Below are 14,520 nucleotides of genomic sequence, written 5' to 3'. Positions count from 1 at the left end.
TTAGGCGACCACGTTCTCGAAGAAGTAGCCGGCGCCCTTGGCGGCGACCACTTCCTTGACCTGCTCGCCGACGCGGATCGTGTTGCCGCCCTTCAGACCGCGCTTGGGCTCGGGGATGGTGCCGGCGAAGCGCGTGCCGAACTGGGCGGTCCAGCCCCAGGTCGGCTGGAAGGTCTGCGCCGCGATCTTGCTGCTGTAGATCAGGGCGCAGTGCTTGCCCCAGGTGCGGACGAAGTTGGCGGCCTGGCCCTTGCGGGCGGTATTCACCCGGGCGCCGCCCACCACCACCTTCTCGATCTCCAGCAGATCGGCGAGCTGCTGGCGGGTCACGGTGCCGGCGCCGGTGGCGTTGATGTGGACCGCCTGGACGATCTTCGGGTGCTGACGCAGGGTGGTCCAGGCCAGGCCGCCGATGACCATCTTGTTCGGGCGCACCAGCGGCTTGTCCAAAGCCTCCAGAATGGCCTTCAGCGGATCGCTGTCGTCGTAGTCAGACCACTGGTCGTTGCCCGCGAGGGTGGCCTTCAGGCCCACCTCGTAGTTGCCCGGGTTGAACACCACGCTGGCAGCGCGAACCTCGCGGCCCAGCACGATCAGGTTGGTGAGACCCATGGTGGCGACCATCTCCGGGCTCACCGGACCGCCGCCTGCCGGCTTGGGCATCGCCGCCCACACATCCATGTCACGCTGCGGGACGAAGTCGTCCAGGCCGAAGTCCTCGACCTTGTCCGTCACCTGCTCACTGGTGAAGGTCACCTGGTTGGGCTCGCTCTTGCGGCCGACCTTGGCGTCCGGGACGGTGAACTGCTCGGCCGTGTCGTACTTCGTCCAGGCGAAAGTCTCCGCCGTGTCCACGCGCGGCAGCACCTCGTCCGCGATCAGGGAGTCCTCGGTATTCTTGAAGCCGACCGCGACGGCCGTCAGTTCGGGGTTCACCGTGAACGGCGCGGTGGACAGTGCCGCCAGGCCGAACACGGCGTGGCCGGGATCTGCGATCAGGCCGAAGTGCATGCAGGCGCCAACGGCGAGCAGCATCGCCAGCATGGTCCACTTCGAGGTCAGGATATTGCGCATGTATTGCTCCAGGGGATTAGGGATACCGGCTTAGGCGGCCGGGGTGGTGATGAAGCCAGGGGCGACGAGCATCAGCTCGATGTCGCCGTCCACCGCGCTGACCTCGGCGTAGCCGGCGATCGACATGCGGGTGCCGGCGGCCGGGTTGGCCTTGATCGCCTTGCCGTTCGCGTCGGAGGTCAGCGGGTCGCCACGGGTGACGTTGCCGCCGTACTGCACCGGGGCGAAGCCGCTGCGGACAATGTCCACGCGCTCGCCCTGGACCACGTCCAGCTCGGCGTTGACGCCGATCAGGGCGTCCGTGGCGGCGGAGGCCTGGACGGCAGCGCGGTCGGCAGCGCCGAACTTGGCCAGGCGGTACTTGGTGATCGCGCCACCCGCGACGTAATTCTTGGAAATCTCGGACATGTCAGTTCCTGTGTGGGATTGGGCAGCGCGCTAGGCGTGCTGGGCCTTGATGTAGGAAACGGCCTGCGCGATCGAGATCTCGCGGCCGGCTGCGGCCTCGGAGGCCATGAACTCACTGGCGGCTTTCTCCAGCGCCGCGGCATCGGCAACGTCCACCTTGTCGCCGCGCAGCACCTGCTCCTTGTTGAGCTGCAGCTGCACCGGCATGTCGGTGAGCTTGCCCTTGAGGAACTCGTAGACGTTGAGCTTCTGCTCGCTCTTGTCCTCGGCCGTGAAGGTGAACTCGGAGGCGCTGCCTTCCTGCAGCTGGGCGAAGGTCAGGCACTCCGCCCAGCCCTGGGCCTGGGCCGGGGTCAGGCGCACCTGGCCCTTAGCGTCCACCGAGATGCTGGTGACGAAGGCGCGGTTGTTGGCCAGGTGGCCGGCAAACTCGGCGGCGCGCAGCTTGAGCTGGGTCGCGTTGTGCTTCTCCTGCTCTTCCTGGCGGGCCTTGGCGACGGCTTCGTCGATCTGCTGCTGCGTGAACGTGGTCACGGTGTTCTCCGGATTCTGGGTTTGGGTGAAGGTGCTGGGGCGCTTCTCGGGCTCGGCCTTCTCTTCGGCCACCATGCGCTCCAGCTCCTCGATGTCGTAGTTGGGAACCAGGGCGTCGGCGTCTTCCTGGCCGTGCTTGACCAGCGCCCAGTCGCGGAAGCGGCGCATGAAGCGGGCGATCAGGGACAAGCGATAGCCTTCCTGCCAGCCAAACTCGTAGGTCTCGCCCTCGTCGGCCGCGAACTCCAGCGCCTGCATGCCCTCGACAGCCGGCGGCATGGCGCCGAGGAAGCCGATGTGCCCAATGCGGAAGCCCTTCGGGGTAGGGACGATCTTCACGCTGCGGTTGTGGATGTGGCCGGCTTCGCCCCACTCCACGAACTTGTCGTGGACGTTGTCGAACTTGGCGAAGAGGGCATCGCCCTCACGCTTTAGCGCGCCGATCCAGCCCCAGGCGGGGGCATCGTGCTTGGGGTGGCCGATGACTATCGGCGCCAGGTCCTGGGCGCTGTGGTTCGAGACCATCTGGTCCAGATCGGACGTCGTCCATTCCTTGGTCTTGCCCTTCGAGTCGGTGTGCTTGCCGGTCGCGAAGATCTGGACCCAGTCGGAGATGCTCTTCCGGAAATTGCTAGCGCGTTTCGTCATGGCCCGCAGTTTCGGGCCGCGCGCGCGTAGCGTCAGGGACTGAAGAATTTCACACAGCAAAAAGCCCGCTTGAAGCGGGCTTTCAGAAGGGCATGGCCGACTGTGGGGAGTCGGGCTCCGGCTCGGCCGGATGCCGGCGCAGGTTGCGGATGTTGATGACCTGGCGCGTGGTCAGATGATAGCGACTGGCTTGATCCGCTGCCGAGATGCCGGCATCCATCTCCACCCAGATGGCGGCGTTGCGGATCTTCGCCTCGATCTTGTCCGGCATCGGCATCATGATTCGCTCGCCGCCGCCGAACTCGGTGCGCAGCTTGGCCACGTTCTCGGCGCCGATCTCTTCCACCAACTCGCTGTCCATGCCCTTGGGCACCGTCAGGAAGCGCCCGCCGTGGCTGCGCAGCAGCTGCAGGGTGATGGGCCCGCCCAGGACGCGCAGCAACCGCCGCAGCCGCGTGAACTGCGGCGGCAGCTGGAGGTCGGGCATGTCCTGGACGTGGCTCACTGGCGGTTCGCCACCGTCAGCTGGAAGCAGGCCATGCAGCACTGCGGCTTGTCGGGATTCACCGGGCGCTCGCAGTAGGCCTCCACCTCGCCACGCCACCAGCGCAGCACCTGGGACATCGGCTGGCTGTAGCTGCCGACGTTGCGGTGCTGGCCGTCGAAGCCGAACAGCAGCGTAGCGATCTCGTTGGCCCTGGACTCCCAGCGCTCCCCGAAAAGCTCCTGCAGCTCGGCGGCGTGGCGCTTGATGGCGTCCTTGTCCAGGGCCGCCACGATGCCGGCCAGCTCCCCGGGCGAGCAGAACTCCAGGGCGCTCTTCTTGTACATGCGCTGCGCCAGTGCCTTGCCGTACTCCCAGGACCGGCCAGCGTCGGCCAGCAGCGCCTCGATCTTCGTCAGCTCGGCCCGGCTACGGACGTTCAGGTTGCGCGGCGCCTTGGGCATCTGGTTCTTGAACCCAGCCTTGCGCATGTGCTCCAGCAGCTGCTGCATCTGGCTCACGTTGAGGGACTTCAGCGACACGCGCCCGTCCGCATCGGCCTTGCCGCCGAAGCGGGAAAGGGTCTGGCGATACAGATCCTCGTCCCACTTCAGCTGGCCGCGGCCGACGTTGATGAGGCGCATGAGCTGGGCCTGGTTCACTGCCGCACCGGGGCGCTCGGTGCGACGTTGAGGCCGCCAGGGAGGTGAGCCCAGGCCCGCACCCGCGGAGCCTGCATGCCGTCCGCCAGCAGCCAGCGCTGGCCATCGTGATAGCCCGGCCAGACCGGCTCATCAGCATCCGGCATGTCCAGCAGCACGGTGGTGTCGCTGTCGGGCAGAGATCGGCTGGCTGCGGTCCAGGTGATGACCTCAGGCCATCGCCCATAGGCGGCGCCGCCTGCATAGACGTTTTGGATCTCGCACTCCCGAATCTCGAAGCTGTCGGGTGCGCGGTCATCCACATAGGCCCAGGCACCTTTGCCGCGGCGAGCCCGGAAGCCAACGATGGCCAGGGTGTCCAGGTCTTTGGCCGCAGCAACGGGGCCGGTGGCCCAGCGGAACCGCGCCGCCGCCGCGATCTCCGCCCCGACCAGGGCGAACGCCATAACGGCGAACTCCCCCTCCGCGTCGAGAATGGCGCGGAACTGCTCGGCGCAGGCCTTCACCAGGTCCTGGTCGATGGGCTTCAGGTCGGCGATCACCGCCTGGGCTTCCTTCAGGGTTTGGAGCTGCTCGGACATGGCAGCTCCTATGCCGCCGCCACATCGAGCACGATGGGCTTGTACTCGCCGGTCGCGTCGTCGCGCTCGTAGAACCGCACGTACATCTTGGAGAAGGCGACCTGCAGGCTGTCGGTGATCGCCTGCATCGCCTTCTTCCAGCGCTTGTCGTCGATGTTCAGGCGCTTCAGGCCCAGGACGCGGGCGATGTTGATCTTGCCGGTCTTATCGACCTGGAAGGCATCGTTGACCAGCGCCTGGATCTCCGGGCGGCTTCCCTGGCTCCAGTCCAGGATGCACTGGTCGATCAGCTCCTTGGCGGCGAACATGCGCTCGTCGTAGGTAATGGAGTCCTGGTTCGCACGGATGATCTTGTAGCGGCCGTCGAAGGACACCAGGGTGACGTTGCCTTTGTCGCCGCCGGCCTTGACGTTGTATTCCTTGAAGCTCATCTCCAGGAAGCCGGCGATCACGCCGAAGGTGTCTGCCTTGAAGGCAGCGATCTCCGCCGACTTGATCTTGGCGTTCTTGATGAGATCAACCACCACGTCATGACGCAGGCGGTCGATGGGCTTGATGGTCTCTTCGGGCACGAAGCGGCCCTGAGCGTCCTGCCACATGCCGGCCGGCACCTGGTCAGCCGGCTTGAGCTTCACGGCACGGCGGGGCTTGGCGGCGGGCTTGGTCTTGAGGTTGGACTTGGACATGGTTACTCCTGGTGGAACTGGGGTGAAAAGGGCTTTTTGGGGAAAGTGCGGCTGCGGATAGGGCCGGCATGCCCCGAAAACCGCTTCAAAACCGCTTCAAAAACGGCGAGGGGCCAGCTGCAGCGAGCAGTGGAGCACCCCACCCCCGCAAAACGGCTTCTAGGGCCGTTTCCGGGGACTTTGGAAATTGAGGGCTGGGACCGGCTCACGCGGCCTCCAGGCGGGCCTGGGCCTCACGGAGGGCCGCATCGACCACGGCATCCCCGAAGGTCTCGCGGTAGTCCTGGGCGTAGCCGGCCAGGTCGCGGACCGGCAGCTTGCGGCGCCGGTCCTCGTCGATCCGGCTGATCAGGGTGGCGGCCAGTTGCCGGGCATGCTTTTGCCGCAGCTCGTCCTGGTCGATCTGCGGGAGTCTGTCGCCCAGGACCGCCGCGGCCGACGTCGCACCCTGGCGTTGGCCATTGCGGCGCTGCAGCTCGGTGGCGTTCTCAGCCACCGCCTCGCCGCGCTCCACGATCCCGACGATCACCTCATAGAGGTAGCCGTGGGACTTGAGCGGCAGGGTCACCGAGGCGCGGGGCGTCTGCATGTACTCGAAGGCCTGCAGCCACACGGACGCCGGAGCCAGCCAGTGCCGGCCCTTGCGCTCGATGGCTCCGCGCTCGATGTCGGGCACCAGCTCTTCCATGAGCTTGCGGGCGCGTGCCATGGTCAGCTTGCGCTTGGCCGGGGCGAAGAGGTTGATGTAGGCCAGCGCCGGCATGCCGACGCCCTTGGGCAGCTGCGCGACCAGGGCGGCGATGCGGCGGCCGTCCTCGTCCGCGGTGTAGGCCACCAGCGGCGCATGGAACCCGCAGTCGGGACAGGTCAGGTTCATATCAGACCTCTCTATGGGATGACATGCGATTGACTGCGCGGACAATCGGCAGGCGGCGGAGTCCAACTGATAATCCGTGAGTTCCCGTGAAAATCCGTGATGCAGAACCGGTCACATCTTGACGGGCCAGAAAGTTGGTATTGAATGGGTGTCGGACAAACGAAACAGGAAGCCCATGTTCATCGCCGACATCACCATTCACATTGATCCCCTCGCACTCGTGGCGCTGCTGCACCTTCTTGCGGCGCGGAACGCTGAGCGCACACTCGATCGCTTGGCCCGGCGCAAGCGCCGCAGGAGCGACCGGTGACGCTTGCACCATGCGAAAGACCGTCACGGCAGCACCGCCAGATGGCTGATGGAGTCGATGGCTGCACGCTGGGCCTTCACGTAGCGCAGCTGCGCGGCCTGGCGGGTCTGCGCGGTCCCGGCCTTGCGCACGGCATCTCGCTCGACGGTTACCTGCCGCCGCTTGAAGGTGGGCACCATCTCCCAGTGCTTCAGGCACATGAGGCGGTCATCCGGCACCTGCCAGGTGCAGCTGGAGATCGGGCACTTGTGGGTGCTCACGCGGCCTCCTTGATGGCCGTGATCACGTCACGCGCCAAGGTCGGGGGAACCGCATTGCCCAGCAGCTTGATCGCGCGATCACGCGCGGCAGGCAGGACGTAGTTGGTGGGGAAGTCCATGGCGGCCACGTACTCCGGCACCTGGATCATCCGCATGCGGTCACCATTGACCAGCGCCCAGCGGTCATGGGTGGTCACCGTGCCCAGCGGGCGGTCCAGGCTGCGCCCCGTGGTGCCGCTGCCGCGCGTGTAGTACGGCATCACGAAGCGATCACCGAAGCGCGAGCGGCCGGACTGGACGCGGGCCAGCGTCTTGGTGCTGCGGCCCGGCTTGTTGATCGGGTTCCAACGGTGCTTGTCCCACTGGATGAAACCGGAGATCGGCTGATGGGGGCGCTGGGGCAGCTTCAGCTTCAGCGGAGCCTTGGACCTCGTGCAGACCAGGATCAGGCGCACCCGGTGCTGCGGGATACCGAGATCCGCGCAGTCCACGATGTGCGGCTCGACGCAGTAGCCGAGCTTCTGCATCGAGTACTCCCAGGCCGGGTAAAGCTCCCACGCGAGGAAGGCCGGGACGTTCTCGCCGACGACTATCTCCTGGCGGTGGTACTCGGCGCAGCTGACCACAGCCCAGGCGGTGCTGCGGTCCTTGTCGTGATGCGGGCGATCCTTGCCGCGTGCCGGGGTGTGCCCAGTGCAGGCCGGAGCCGCCAGCAGGGCGTCATGGCTGGGGATCTGCGACCAGTCGGCCTGATGCAGGTCCTGCTTCACACAGGGAACGCCGGGATGGTTCGCCTTGTAGTAGTAGACGGCATCCTGGTTGTGGTTCGCCGCCCAAACGACCTTGGCGCCGGCCTGGATCGCGCCCGTGGTCAGGCCGCCAGCGCCAGAGAACATGTCAATGACCTTCATCAGGCACGCCCCCAGCCGGCCGCCACGTCGATGGCCGCAGCGAGCGCCATCGCGGCCCGGTTGTCCCGGCACTCATCGCACGCTGGATCGGTGCAGTGCTCTGCCGGCTCCTCCCAGTACTTGCGCAGCTCTTCGCTGAAGCGGAGCAGCACCGATTGGAGCGAAGGGGGAGGCAGGTTCGCTGCCGAAGCCTTGTCGATAGCGTCGTCCAACGTCACGCCATTCAGGATGACGTTGTCAGGGGTGAGCCCGGCAAACACCCCGCCGCGCGTGATGGTTTCGAGATCGCGGCTGCGCAACCAGGTGTATCGCGTCGCACTGGCCTGTGCTTCCTGAAGGTGCTGGTGCAGATCCTCGCAGCGCTTCCAGGCTTCACGAGCGGACTGCTCCCAGGTCACCGGCCACAGCGGCCCGCAACCATTCGGGCAGGGCTCGGTCTTGCTGTCGCCGGGTCCCACTGTCCCGCTGCCGAGATAGAGGTTCGTGCGGGTCAGGGAGAATCTGCATTTGGCGCAGTGCATCTCGCCAGGAACGAACCGGTCAGAGGTTGACATCACCATGGCGCGGCCGTCCGCTATCGCGCGGAGGGCTTCCGTGGTCTCGAAAGGGGCGAAGGCAGACGAGCCGCGAGCACGGTCATCTTCCAAGAGTGCTGCCGCGTCCTGGGCTGCATCCTGTGACAGCAGTGGAACGGTGCTCTTGTTCATACCGTGTTATCCCCGACCGGGATCGGAGCCGGAGCCACGACGAGGCCGTGTTCCTTCGCCACATCGCTGTCCAGGAACTCCAGCACGGTGCCCTGCACCGCGCCGCCCAGCACCTGCAATTGCTGCCCATACGCCTCCAGCGCGCCCAGCAGCTGCTCGCGCGTGAACAGGTAGTACGGCGTTGCCTTGACCGTGCTCATGCCGCCGCCCTTGCCACGCGAGCAGCGCGGCGGGCCTGGTGGAGGGTGCTGGGGCGCTCGGCGTGGTCGCCCGGCAGGCGGATGACGCCGCCGGAGCGGTGGACCTTGTTGGCCTTCTGCAGCTCGCGCAGGGCGGCGGCGTAACGGTTGGCGCTGGCCACCGTCAGGCGCTCGCGGATGGTGTCCACGTCCAGGGAGCCTTCGCGGGTGACCAGGTCATGGATGTCGCAGGCCAGCGTGCTGAAGTCGGTCTTCATCCGGCCACCTTCATCAGCAGCGGGAAGCAGACGTCCACGTTCATGAACTGCCCCATCACCTGGGGGCCGGTGTCGCCGATGCCGTTGACGATATGCAGCAGCTCGGCGCGCAGCTCTTCGGTGCCCTGCTGCAGCTGCAGCAGCGGGCGCTTGTTGCTGCCCAGGCGCATGTTCTGGCGGATGACCTTGACGCCGAAGGTGCGCAGGGCGCGGGTGGCGTCGTTCACGTCGTCCAGGCGGGACTGGGTGCGGCGGTTGAGGACCAGCATCGACTGATCGGTGCTGGCAGTGTGGAGCAGGTTCATACGATCTCCTGATCGGGGGTGCTGGGCGCGGCGGGCGCCGGCAGCAGGTTGTGGCCCTGGTTGCAGCTCGGGCAGGCGTCCAGCACCAGGTGGTGATCCACCAGGCCGCAGAGGTCGCACTCGCCGATGCGCTCAACGGGCGCCACGGGGATGGGTTGGGTTTCGATGTGCATGCGCTACTCCTTGGCGATCAGGGAGTGAGGGCAACCACCGCGGCAGGCCCGGTGCAGCTGGACCGCCGTGGGGTTGGCGGTGCTGCGGGGTGCGCGCTGCAGCTCGACACAGCGCTGCCGCGGCAGATCGCCGACCACCGGGCACTCGACAGTGACGCCCTGCAGGGCGCCTTCGACGGCGCTTTGAACGGCCTTCAGGTTGCCCTTGTACTTGCCCGACAGGACGGCGCTGACGACCGCATCCGAGTAGCCGATCATGGTGGCCACCACGCGCTGCCCCTTCGCCTTGCAGGCCGTGCGCAGGACTTCAAGCCAGGTCTCCTGCATCAGGCGTCCTCCTCGTAGGCATGGAGAACGTCACGGCCCTGCTGCAGCGCCGCGCGGAGGGCCTTGGAGTTCGGCCCCTGCGAGACGGCGTCCACCAGCTCGCGCAGCGCCTTGAGGAAGGCGTGCCCATGCTTGGTCACCCGCTTATGCGGCGGCAGCGAGTACGGGCTGACCAGGTTGTTGTCCAGAATGCCCTGCTCGGTGATCCGCGGAGCCACCGGGCCGGTGTTGCGCACCAGCCGGTAGATCGCCCGCGGGCCGTTACGGCCGCGGCCCGCAGGGGTCACCAGGACGACGTACTGAGCCTCCACCAGAGCCATGACGAAGCGCTGCGCGTGGTTCTTCGACACGTCGGCCGTGGCCTCCAGGTCGGCTGTGTCCCAGCGCTTGAGCTGGCGCATGGTGTTCCACATGCGCTGGCGCTCGGAGTCCGCGGGCGGTGAGATGCGGGGGACCATCAGGCGGCCTTGGCGGTCGGGTGGGCTTCGCCCGTGAAGAGCTGGCGCTTGGTGCTACCCCACTGGTCGAGCGAGATTGTGGCCAGGCCGCGCGCTCTGGCCTGCTGCTCGATGCGGCCCATGGCCACCACCGCCATGCGGAAGTTGCCCTTGGTGGCGGCGTGGATGTGGGCCACCAGGTCTTCGGCGATGGTGACCTCGCACAGTTCCTTCGCGGCCAGGGTCATGTCCTGGAGGTCCAGCGGCTCGAAGATGACGTGCTCGGCGATGCGGCTGGTCATGCGGTGCATGTGCTGCAGCCTCGCCTCGATGCCGGGTTCGCCGATCAGGACGATGGGCGTGTCCGTCATGTCGTGGAGATCGCGGAACGTGTTGATCAGGCGCTTGCTGTCCACGATGTAGTCCGCCTCGTCGATGAAGATGCTCTTGGGCGTCTCCACCAGCTTCTCGCACAGGCGCTTGACCATCAGCGCGTTGCTGCCGCCCGGATGGACGCGCAGCTCCTCGCAGAGCGTGATCAGCATCGACGCCGGGGAGGACGTGGCGAAGGCGCGCAGGAAGACGCTGGGAAACTCCGGGCGATTGGTGAGCCAGGCGATGGTCTTGCTCTTGCCGACGCCAGCCAGGCCGACGACCAGGCCCATGCCAGGGGCCCCGGGGGCGCGGTTGGTCAGGGCGCGGGCCGATCCCGTGAGGCGGCCGATGTTTTTGACGGGCACGATCTTGCTTCGCATAATCAGGACTCCCAGGTGATTTCAGAGGTACTTGCAGAGGGCTCCGTTGGCGCGGAGCCCTTTGCGTTTGCGAGGCCCGGCACCGTGCCGAAGGCCTCGTACACGTCGAGGTGTCCCAGGCACTCGGCACTGGTGCCGTAGATCTGGAACCACTCTTGATCGTCCTGGCCGAGCTGCTCGCCGGCCTGGATGCAGGCCCGCAGCGACAACCAGCGCCCGAAGCGCTGCGCGGGGTTCTCGGCGGCGCGCTCGGACTCGCGGATCTCGGCGCGCACCGCATCCATGTCGATGATCTCGGCCGGGCGCGAGGGCTGGCCACGGGCCGGTGCCTGATACGGCAGCTCGGTCGGCGCGTTGCCCTCCAGCTGATCGACCATGCTGGCGGCCGTGATCGGCCGGTTGTGGTTGGCGCGGATGATCTCGGCCTTGCGCTCCAGGCGGCCGATGGCGGCATCGCGCTGCTTGATCGCCAGGTCCTCGATGCGGCTCTGCGAGAGGAACGGCGTGTCCTTCACCTTCACGGCCTGGGCGATGAACCGGCCCTTGACGTCGTAGAGCCAGACGACGGCGTCGTTGTGGAGGTCGTACTCCACCTGCACCTGCAGGCCCTCGTAGGCCTTCAGCTCGGCGGCGCGATATACGCGGTTGAAGATCGCCACGTCGTAGCTGCGGGCCACGCGGATCTCGCGGGGGCGGACCAGGACGTTGGCCGGGATGTGCAGCTCGCTGCGCTCCAGGCGCTCCCAGAGCTTGGCTGGGCTGACGCCACCCAGGTTCTCCTGGTTCTTCTCGTTGTAGCGGGTGATGTAGGCGCGGATGCCTTCGAGCGCCTCGTCCCAGTACGGCACGTACATATCGCCACGCTCGATGCGCTTCTCCAGGTTGCGCAAGAACTCCTGCGCGACCTCCTTGCCCTTGTAGCTGGACTGCTTCTTGCCGTGGCGCTCTTCGAACCAGCGGAAGAATCCTTCGATGTCACCCTTGCCCGGCGCGTTGCCGGCGAGGGCCGTCATCATCTCGGCGCCGATGCGCGGAGCGAAGCCGGCGACGGCATCGCACATGGCTTTGTTCTTGAAGCCGCTGCCCGGATCGACGTGCAGCAGCGCCGGCACATGGTTATGGGTGCGCAGGGCGTCCGAGAGCGAGTACAGCGTCTGCACCGCGCTTTCGCTGTAGCCCAGGAAGAAGCCGGTGATGTAGCGGCTGCCGATGTCCATCCACGGCGTCAGCTCGGGCGTGCAGTGCCGGCCGGTGTTCGGGTGGCGCACGTAGTAGTGCAGCGAGTGACCGTCGCCCTGGTAGAGCATGCCCACCGGCACCACGAAGCGGTCGCGGATCTTCTTGGGCGTGAGGTTGAGGCGGCGGAAGTGGTGACCGACGCGGTCACCGTGGAAGTCGGTCTGATCCTTGGGCAGCGATTCCAGGTAGCGCTGCACGCGGCTCGGCGTCGCGTCCGCCGGATCGAACCCGTCGTCATCCACCAGCCAGCCGGCGATGGTGGCGTAGCTGGCGCAGCTGGGCAGGCGGCGGTAGTACAGCGCGCGGGCCTCCCAGCCGCCATCCTTGCGGACGCGGCCGGTGTACTTGGGCGCCAGGGCGATCAGGCCGCCCTCCTGGAAGTAGGCGTAGAGCCAGCGGCGCGCGGTGCTCTGGCTGCACTGCAGCTCGCACTTGTGGACCTTCCACAGCCAGTCCGAAGCCGCGCGGACGCTGAGCCCGCCGCGCACCTTCTTGATGGCCGGCATGATCAGGGCCTCGATCCGCATGGCCTCGTCGCGCTGGCTGTCCGTCAACAGAGACAGAGGGTCGGTGGTCGTGGGCGCCAGCAGCCCCGGCTGATGCAGCTGAAGGACGGCGCTCAAGACACGGCCCGCTTATCCATCGGACGGCCGCGGCCGCCCTTCTGGTTCTTGCGGTCGGCCTCACGGTTGTGGGCCAGATCCGCGTGGCGCTTCTGGATGACGCCCAGGGCGTCCTTGGCGATCTCGGCCTCGCCCTTGCTCAGCGTGAACTCGAAATCCAGCTTGCCGGTAACCGCATCGCCGAACTCCTCGCGCATGCGCTCCAGCAGCGCCTGCATCCGGGCCTGGGCGGACAGCGCCGAGTGGAACACCGTGCCGGCGGCGCGGTTCTTCCAGTCCGGGAATTGCTTGGCCTCCTTGTTGTCGATCAGCCGGTCTGTGACCAGGTCTTCCAGTGCGGTGAGCGAGAGCGTGATCTGCTCGGCCAGGGCCACGCCTTCCTGGCGCGCATGCGCCGCAAACTCCGGCATGTTGATGCTGTCGTAGCGATGCCGGAGCTGGCCCTTCAGGTCCTTCAGCTCCGCCTGCAGGCCTTCCTTGGCGGCTTCGAGCGTGGCGATCTTCTTGTCCGCCTTCACCAGCTCGGGGTCGCGGATCTTCTCGTCGAACTCGCGGGTGGACATCTCCACCGCGGCGTCCAAGGTGATGCCGCGCACGGCCTTGCCGCTGGCCAGCGCCTGCTGGTCCTTCTTGTCCCAGGCCTTGATGGCCATGGCCTTGGTAATGCCCAGCTGGGCCAGCGCCTGGACGACACCGATGTCCGGCAGGGCCGCGAACAGCTCGTAGACCTCGATGGCGTCATAGGCGCTGCGGCGCGCGATCATGCGGCTCGCCAGTTCGGCGCTGAACTGGCCGGGCAGCAGGCTGTTCTTCAGCTCCTGGAAGGCACGGCCCGCCAGGATCTTGCCGGCCGTCTCCATCTGAAGGCCGCGCTTGCCGGCCGCCCACAGGGATTCGACGTCGCCGGTTATGGACTCGAAGCGGCCCAGCGTCTGCTCCAGGTAGGCCTGGAGCTGTGCGGGCATGGCCAATTGAGAATGATTCTCACGGTGTGCGGGCGCCCGCACAACTCCCAGATGAGAATCTTTCTCGCCGTGTGCGGGCGCCCGCACACGCTTTTCGGTTTCTTTAGTAGTGCTCATGGTCCTCTCGGAACGGCTCTGAAGGGGTTAAAAAGCCCCGGCCACCGTCGCGGCCGGGGAGTTGGCAACCAGCCCACTGCAGGGCTGGTCGGAGGAGCAGCGCGAGCAGGCACTCGGCGTCGAGCGGATCGACGTGAGGGGCTGTCGCGAAATTGCAGACCCGGCGCATCAGGGCCTTGGTGGTGGCGCGCGGCAGGGGCCGGCGGCGGGAGCGGCGGCGGCGAGTCATCGGCCGAGCTTCCGGGTGAGCAGGGCCACCTGGCGGCGGCGTACGGCGATCTCCACCGTGGCCTCCCCGATCTGCTTGGCGGCGATCTCTTCGGCATCGACCATCTCGCAGCCCAGGGCGTTGACCAGGACGTGCATGGCGCTGTCGTCCTCAACTGCCCAGCAGAAGGCCGGCAGGTAGATGGCCGGCAGCTGGTGGAACTCCTTGGAGTCCGCCATCCAGCTGTCCACCATGCGCTTGGTGATCGGCTTCTTGAGGCCGGGCAGCGCCAGATTCATGCGGTCGGCGATCCGGGCGCGGCTGACGTTGCGGCTGGAGCTGGCGCGGCGCATGGCGCCATCCACCTTGCCCAGGAACTCGGCTGCCACCGTCAGGTCCGGGGCGTTCGGGCGGTGGATGACCGGCGGCTGATCCAGGCCAGGGAACAGGTCCCCCTGGTTGCTGGAAAAAACTCGCTTGGGTTTTGCCGGCGACATGAACTTGGACTCGGGATACAGTTACGCCGAACGCCGAGACTGGCTCTGGTACTTGCCAGGCCAGAGCCGCGAGGGAGCGGAGTCCAAGAGGTCCGCGATGTGCGTAGCAACGCGCTCGCTGGTGCCTCTGCCATGGATGACCCGACTGACTGCAGATCGCGTGATGTCCAATGCCTCAGCGATTTCGCTGGGGCTTGATCCAGCAAGGTAGATGCGGGCGGTTACCGATTTCTTGCTCATTAGATTTTTGGTTCATTTGTAAACCGGGTTAGACA

At 66.7% G+C, this 14,520-nt stretch carries 23 protein-coding genes; 1 reads left to right on the top strand and 22 read right to left on the bottom strand.

Going from position 1 to position 14,520, the window contains the following annotated elements; all coding sequences use genetic code 11:
* The 8 genes from QT386_RS00500 to QT386_RS00465 form a co-directional block, all read right to left on the bottom strand.
* Positions 1-1,074, bottom strand: a complete 1,074-nt coding sequence (locus QT386_RS00500) for a hypothetical protein (protein WP_289271766.1) — start codon at positions 1,072-1,074, stop codon at positions 1-3.
* A gap of 30 nt (positions 1,075-1,104) precedes the next feature.
* The gene (locus QT386_RS00495) at positions 1,105-1,482 is read right to left on the bottom strand and encodes a capsid cement protein (protein ID WP_289271765.1); all 378 of its coding nucleotides are present in this window, start codon (positions 1,480-1,482) and stop codon (positions 1,105-1,107) included.
* Positions 1,483-1,512: 30 nt separating this feature from the next.
* On the bottom strand, positions 1,513-2,664 hold the full coding sequence (locus QT386_RS00490; RefSeq protein WP_289271764.1) for a hypothetical protein: 1,152 nt from the start codon (positions 2,662-2,664) through the stop codon (positions 1,513-1,515).
* 82 nt (positions 2,665-2,746) lie between these two features.
* Positions 2,747-3,169: a Mor transcription activator family protein gene (locus QT386_RS00485; protein ID WP_289271763.1), complete on the bottom strand. Its 423-nt coding sequence runs from the start codon at positions 3,167-3,169 to the stop codon at positions 2,747-2,749.
* Positions 3,166-3,792, bottom strand: coding sequence for a regulatory protein GemA (locus QT386_RS00480; RefSeq protein ID WP_289271762.1), 627 nt, complete (start codon positions 3,790-3,792; stop codon positions 3,166-3,168). The genes QT386_RS00485 and QT386_RS00480 overlap by 4 nt, the downstream gene beginning before the upstream one ends.
* Before the next feature lie 14 nt (positions 3,793-3,806).
* On the bottom strand, positions 3,807-4,391 hold the full coding sequence (locus tag QT386_RS00475) for a hypothetical protein (RefSeq protein ID WP_289271761.1): 585 nt from the start codon (positions 4,389-4,391) through the stop codon (positions 3,807-3,809).
* 8 nt (positions 4,392-4,399) lie between these two features.
* Positions 4,400-5,077: a DUF3164 family protein gene (locus QT386_RS00470; protein ID WP_289271760.1), complete on the bottom strand. Its 678-nt coding sequence runs from the start codon at positions 5,075-5,077 to the stop codon at positions 4,400-4,402.
* A gap of 205 nt (positions 5,078-5,282) precedes the next feature.
* Entirely contained in the window at positions 5,283-5,954 is a 672-nt protein-coding gene (locus QT386_RS00465) for a hypothetical protein (RefSeq protein ID WP_289271759.1), read from the bottom strand.
* A gap of 175 nt (positions 5,955-6,129) precedes the next feature.
* Here QT386_RS00465 and QT386_RS00460 point away from each other — a divergent pair, with 175 nt between their 5' ends.
* Positions 6,130-6,264, top strand: coding sequence for a hypothetical protein (locus QT386_RS00460; protein WP_289271758.1), 135 nt, complete (start codon positions 6,130-6,132; stop codon positions 6,262-6,264).
* A gap of 23 nt (positions 6,265-6,287) precedes the next feature.
* On the opposite strand, the gene QT386_RS00455 is transcribed toward QT386_RS00460, so the two are convergent.
* From QT386_RS00455 to QT386_RS23275, 14 genes are all read right to left on the bottom strand, one after another.
* Positions 6,288-6,524, bottom strand: coding sequence for a hypothetical protein (locus QT386_RS00455; protein WP_289271757.1), 237 nt, complete (start codon positions 6,522-6,524; stop codon positions 6,288-6,290).
* Complete coding sequence (locus QT386_RS00450; RefSeq protein WP_289271756.1) at positions 6,521-7,435, bottom strand: DNA cytosine methyltransferase; 915 nt, start codon at positions 7,433-7,435, stop codon at positions 6,521-6,523. The genes QT386_RS00455 and QT386_RS00450 overlap by 4 nt, the downstream gene beginning before the upstream one ends.
* On the bottom strand, positions 7,435-8,142 hold the full coding sequence (locus QT386_RS00445) for a hypothetical protein (RefSeq protein ID WP_289271755.1): 708 nt from the start codon (positions 8,140-8,142) through the stop codon (positions 7,435-7,437). The genes QT386_RS00450 and QT386_RS00445 overlap by 1 nt, the downstream gene beginning before the upstream one ends.
* Complete coding sequence (locus QT386_RS00440; RefSeq protein WP_289271754.1) at positions 8,139-8,342, bottom strand: hypothetical protein; 204 nt, start codon at positions 8,340-8,342, stop codon at positions 8,139-8,141. Before QT386_RS00440 ends, QT386_RS00445 begins: the two co-directional genes overlap by 4 nt.
* The gene (locus QT386_RS00435; RefSeq protein WP_289271753.1) at positions 8,339-8,599 is read right to left on the bottom strand and encodes a hypothetical protein; all 261 of its coding nucleotides are present in this window, start codon (positions 8,597-8,599) and stop codon (positions 8,339-8,341) included. Before QT386_RS00435 ends, QT386_RS00440 begins: the two co-directional genes overlap by 4 nt.
* Positions 8,596-8,904: a hypothetical protein gene (locus QT386_RS00430; RefSeq protein WP_289271752.1), complete on the bottom strand. Its 309-nt coding sequence runs from the start codon at positions 8,902-8,904 to the stop codon at positions 8,596-8,598. The genes QT386_RS00435 and QT386_RS00430 overlap by 4 nt, the downstream gene beginning before the upstream one ends.
* Positions 8,901-9,077, bottom strand: a complete 177-nt coding sequence (locus QT386_RS00425; RefSeq protein ID WP_289271751.1) for a hypothetical protein — start codon at positions 9,075-9,077, stop codon at positions 8,901-8,903. Before QT386_RS00425 ends, QT386_RS00430 begins: the two co-directional genes overlap by 4 nt.
* A 3-nt stretch (positions 9,078-9,080) precedes the next feature.
* Positions 9,081-9,404 carry a hypothetical protein gene (locus QT386_RS00420; protein WP_289271750.1) on the bottom strand — a complete coding sequence of 108 codons (324 nt, stop codon included), beginning with the start codon at positions 9,402-9,404 and terminating at the stop codon, positions 9,081-9,083.
* Positions 9,404-9,862, bottom strand: coding sequence for a hypothetical protein (locus QT386_RS00415; RefSeq protein WP_289271749.1), 459 nt, complete (start codon positions 9,860-9,862; stop codon positions 9,404-9,406). Before QT386_RS00415 ends, QT386_RS00420 begins: the two co-directional genes overlap by 1 nt.
* Positions 9,862-10,596 carry an AAA family ATPase gene (locus QT386_RS00410; protein ID WP_289271748.1) on the bottom strand — a complete coding sequence of 245 codons (735 nt, stop codon included), beginning with the start codon at positions 10,594-10,596 and terminating at the stop codon, positions 9,862-9,864. Before QT386_RS00410 ends, QT386_RS00415 begins: the two co-directional genes overlap by 1 nt.
* A 2-nt stretch (positions 10,597-10,598) precedes the next feature.
* Complete coding sequence (locus QT386_RS00405) at positions 10,599-12,458, bottom strand: transposase (RefSeq protein ID WP_289271747.1); 1,860 nt, start codon at positions 12,456-12,458, stop codon at positions 10,599-10,601.
* Positions 12,455-13,423 carry a hypothetical protein gene (locus QT386_RS00400; protein WP_289271746.1) on the bottom strand — a complete coding sequence of 323 codons (969 nt, stop codon included), beginning with the start codon at positions 13,421-13,423 and terminating at the stop codon, positions 12,455-12,457. The genes QT386_RS00405 and QT386_RS00400 overlap by 4 nt, the downstream gene beginning before the upstream one ends.
* Before the next feature lie 342 nt (positions 13,424-13,765).
* Entirely contained in the window at positions 13,766-14,245 is a 480-nt protein-coding gene (locus QT386_RS00395; protein WP_289271745.1) for a hypothetical protein, read from the bottom strand.
* Positions 14,246-14,266: 21 nt separating this feature from the next.
* Positions 14,267-14,485, bottom strand: coding sequence for a helix-turn-helix domain-containing protein (locus tag QT386_RS23275; RefSeq protein ID WP_367401365.1), 219 nt, complete (start codon positions 14,483-14,485; stop codon positions 14,267-14,269).
* Positions 14,486-14,520 lie beyond the last annotated feature (35 nt).

Source organism: Solimonas sp. SE-A11, assembly GCF_030345715.1.
Lineage (GTDB): Bacteria > Pseudomonadota > Gammaproteobacteria > Nevskiales > Nevskiaceae > Solimonas_A.
This window is presented reverse-complemented; position numbering and strand designations above follow the sequence as displayed.

Excerpts from the sequence above, each read along its gene's own strand:
- QT386_RS00500 (WP_289271766.1), bottom strand. The coding sequence starts at position 1,074 with ATGCGCAATATCCTGACCTCGAAGTGGACCATGCTGGCGATGCTGCTC.
- QT386_RS00495 (WP_289271765.1), bottom strand. The coding sequence starts at position 1,482 with ATGTCCGAGATTTCCAAGAATTACGTCGCGGGTGGCGCGATCACCAAG.
- QT386_RS00490 (WP_289271764.1), bottom strand. The coding sequence starts at position 2,664 with ATGACGAAACGCGCTAGCAATTTCCGGAAGAGCATCTCCGACTGGGTC.
- QT386_RS00480 (WP_289271762.1), bottom strand. The coding sequence starts at position 3,792 with ATGCGCCTCATCAACGTCGGCCGCGGCCAGCTGAAGTGGGACGAGGAT.
- QT386_RS00475 (WP_289271761.1), bottom strand. The coding sequence starts at position 4,391 with ATGTCCGAGCAGCTCCAAACCCTGAAGGAAGCCCAGGCGGTGATCGCC.
- QT386_RS00470 (WP_289271760.1), bottom strand. The coding sequence starts at position 5,077 with ATGTCCAAGTCCAACCTCAAGACCAAGCCCGCCGCCAAGCCCCGCCGT.
- QT386_RS00465 (WP_289271759.1), bottom strand. The coding sequence starts at position 5,954 with ATGAACCTGACCTGTCCCGACTGCGGGTTCCATGCGCCGCTGGTGGCC.
- QT386_RS00460 (WP_289271758.1), top strand. The coding sequence starts at position 6,130 with ATGTTCATCGCCGACATCACCATTCACATTGATCCCCTCGCACTCGTG.
- QT386_RS00450 (WP_289271756.1), bottom strand. The coding sequence starts at position 7,435 with ATGAAGGTCATTGACATGTTCTCTGGCGCTGGCGGCCTGACCACGGGC.
- QT386_RS00445 (WP_289271755.1), bottom strand. The coding sequence starts at position 8,142 with ATGAACAAGAGCACCGTTCCACTGCTGTCACAGGATGCAGCCCAGGAC.
- QT386_RS00440 (WP_289271754.1), bottom strand. The coding sequence starts at position 8,342 with ATGAGCACGGTCAAGGCAACGCCGTACTACCTGTTCACGCGCGAGCAG.
- QT386_RS00435 (WP_289271753.1), bottom strand. The coding sequence starts at position 8,599 with ATGAAGACCGACTTCAGCACGCTGGCCTGCGACATCCATGACCTGGTC.
- QT386_RS00430 (WP_289271752.1), bottom strand. The coding sequence starts at position 8,904 with ATGAACCTGCTCCACACTGCCAGCACCGATCAGTCGATGCTGGTCCTC.
- QT386_RS00425 (WP_289271751.1), bottom strand. The coding sequence starts at position 9,077 with ATGCACATCGAAACCCAACCCATCCCCGTGGCGCCCGTTGAGCGCATC.
- QT386_RS00420 (WP_289271750.1), bottom strand. The coding sequence starts at position 9,404 with ATGCAGGAGACCTGGCTTGAAGTCCTGCGCACGGCCTGCAAGGCGAAG.
- QT386_RS00415 (WP_289271749.1), bottom strand. The coding sequence starts at position 9,862 with ATGGTCCCCCGCATCTCACCGCCCGCGGACTCCGAGCGCCAGCGCATG.
- QT386_RS00410 (WP_289271748.1), bottom strand. The coding sequence starts at position 10,596 with ATGCGAAGCAAGATCGTGCCCGTCAAAAACATCGGCCGCCTCACGGGA.
- QT386_RS00400 (WP_289271746.1), bottom strand. The coding sequence starts at position 13,423 with ATGCCCGCACAGCTCCAGGCCTACCTGGAGCAGACGCTGGGCCGCTTC.
- QT386_RS00395 (WP_289271745.1), bottom strand. The coding sequence starts at position 14,245 with ATGTCGCCGGCAAAACCCAAGCGAGTTTTTTCCAGCAACCAGGGGGAC.
- QT386_RS23275 (WP_367401365.1), bottom strand. The coding sequence starts at position 14,485 with ATGAGCAAGAAATCGGTAACCGCCCGCATCTACCTTGCTGGATCAAGC.